Annotated in this window: 1 rRNA gene; it reads right to left on the reverse strand. The window is 56.2% G+C overall.

Features of this window, described 5'->3' with window-relative positions:
• Positions 1–60 precede the first annotated feature (60 nt).
• Positions 61–808, reverse strand: a 23S ribosomal RNA gene (locus ACFSJG_RS19395); the annotation flags it as partial.

The raw sequence follows: 808 nt of genomic DNA on the forward strand, positions 1-808 counted from the left end.
TTCTCCATCCGATACAACGTGTGTTGTTTCAGATACCGCACAGTGGACGCGTAGCTTCTTTGTGGTAAGTCCTCGGCCTATTAGTACCAGTCACCTACACCAGTTACCTGGCTTCCAGTTCTGGCCTATCAACCCGGTGGTCTGCCGGGGGCCTTACCCCCTCAAAGGGGGTGAGAAACCTCATCTTGGAACAGGCTTCCCGCTTAGATGCTTTCAGCGGTTATCCCTTCCGAACGTAGCTAACCAGCGGTGCCCTTGGCAGGACAACTGGCACACCAGAGGTTCGTCCGTCCCGGTCCTCTCGTACTAGGGACAGCCTTCCTCAAGTTTCTAACGCGCGCGGCGGATAGAGACCGAACTGTCTCACGACGTTCTAAACCCAGCTCGCGTGCCGCTTTAATGGGCGAACAGCCCAACCCTTGGGACCTACTCCAGCCCCAGGATGCGACGAGCCGACATCGAGGTGCCAAACCATCCCGTCGATATGGACTCTTGGGGAAGATCAGCCTGTTATCCCCGGGGTACCTTTTATCCGTTGAGCGACACCGCTTCCACATGCCGGTGCCGGATCACTAGTCCCGACTTTCGTCCCTGCTCGACCTGTCAGTCTCACAGTCAAGCTCCCTTGTGCACTTGCACTCGACACCTGATTGCCAACCAGGCTGAGGGAACCTTTGGGCGCCTCCGTTACATTTTGGGAGGCAACCGCCCCAGTTAAACTACCCACCAGGCACTGTCCCTGAACCAGATCATGGTCCGAGGTTAGATGTCCAATACGATCAGAGTGGTATTTCAACAACGACTCCAC

Origin of the sequence: Rhodococcus gannanensis (assembly GCF_042681175.1) — a bacterium.
In the GTDB taxonomy this organism is placed as follows: Bacteria; Actinomycetota; Actinomycetes; order Mycobacteriales; family Mycobacteriaceae; genus Rhodococcus_G; species Rhodococcus_G gannanensis.